The 1,704-nt window shown below is 30.8% G+C and carries 1 protein-coding gene; it reads left to right on the top strand.

All coding sequences use genetic code 11. The features are described 5' to 3' along the window. Nucleotides 1-768 precede the first annotated feature (768 nt). A complete protein-coding gene (locus ACGH6S_RS12135) occupies nt 769-1,680 on the top strand; it encodes a replication initiator protein A (RefSeq protein WP_411578862.1) in 912 nt (303 codons plus the stop codon). Nucleotides 1,681-1,704: the final 24 nt, after the last annotated feature.

Raw genomic sequence — 1,704 nt, 5'->3', positions numbered from 1 at the left:
TTGATTGACCGCGGAGCGGAAGCCATTAACGTTGCCGACGCATATTTTTCGATTGTGTAGTAATTGTGAATTAGTGTTGTAAAGCTGTTGATAGCTAGAATTAGCTATCAATGGCTTTTCAATACGTTTGCGTAGCAAAATTCACAGTTAATGCACATGAGAAAACTCACCGATAATCTTTTATCTTCCCCCATTAAGTTATTGAGTTATTCACAGGTAAATTGAGAAAAATAGCCGTTAAAAGAAGTTATATTTAAGTTAAATAAGTTATAGAAGAGTTGGACAGCGTTTAAATCCTTTTTGAAAAAGGGATTGCAGAAATTGATAAATTCCTGATACCCGATTGAAAATTCCTGAAACCCGAAAAAAAATTCTTGAAACCCGAAAAATTTTTGAGTTATCCACAGAAATTATGGGCAAAAATCTGGTTAAAGATCTTAGTTATATATAGTTATATAAGTTATAGGGATTTTAAAAGTGCCTTTAGCCCTTTATTTGCAAGGCTTAAAAGAAATAGGTTTATGTGTGAAATACGATACTTTATGTGTGAAATACGATACTTTATGTGTGAAATACGAATTCATTATGTGTGAAATACGAATTTTTTTTGAGTTATTAACATATTTAGGTTGACGTTATGTGTGAAATACGATACTTTATGTGTGAAATACGATAATTAATTTATGTGTGAAATACGAATTAAATTAAATCAATAGGTTATTGTGTAAAAAAATGAATGTATTGCCTAAAAATTAGGAGAGTAATGTAATGATGACCTTAAAACCTAAGAAACATCAGCAAATTGAATTGTTTTTAGCTGATGAGGTTGAAATATCAACAATTAGAGATGAAATTGCAAGCATGGAGCACCCATTTTTTGCGCTAAAAGCTGGGGACACTAGTGTTCGTGAATACAAAAACGGTAAAACTACCGTGACAATTAAGCCTACCGTAGATGGAATAGCTACTATTTTTGATAAAGATATTTGGATTTATGCTATCTCAAAACTGCAACAAGTGATGAATAATGGTGAAAAAGTTGATCGGAAAATCTATTTTACTCCCTATGATTTTTTAGTTACAACTAACAGATCAACAAGTGGACAAGCGTATAAAGATTTAGAAAAAGCATTAAGCCGTTTATCGGGGACTAGAATTAAAACTAATATTAAATACAGTGAAGATAAACAAGAGACAATTGAATTTGGATTAATTGACAGTTGGCGAATACTTGAAGAAAAAAAAGGAAAACTTGATATTGGAATGGTTGAAGTTGTTTTGCCAAATTGGTTATTTGAAGCATTGGAAAAAGAAAAAATATTAAAAATTAGTATGGATTATTTCCGCATCCGTAAAGCCGTCGACAGGCGTATTTATGAAATAGCTCGAAAACATTGTGGTAATCAATATGATTGTGAAATTTCACTGGAAAAGTTGCACTTAAAAACGGGTAGTACGGCAAGTAAAGCTGAATTTAAGCGTTCTATCAAAAAGTTAGCTAAAGAAAATAATTTACCAGATTATGAAGTCATTTTTAATAACGAACGTGAAGTTGTTACTTTTAAAAATCGTAATCCTAATGTTGCTGAAGCTGAAAAAATGGAGAATTTTAAAAGGGGAAAAAGCGGAATAAGAAAAATAAAAAATATTATTAATCATAACATCAATAGGATTATTTAGGTAATTTAGGGTGTACCCAAAGTT

This window comes from Gilliamella sp. BG3, from assembly GCF_046635605.1.
Classification (GTDB): Bacteria; Pseudomonadota; Gammaproteobacteria; order Enterobacterales; family Orbaceae; genus Gilliamella; species Gilliamella bombi.
The sequence above is the reverse complement of the archived record's forward strand: the minus strand, read 5'-3'. Positions and strand labels throughout refer to the sequence as shown.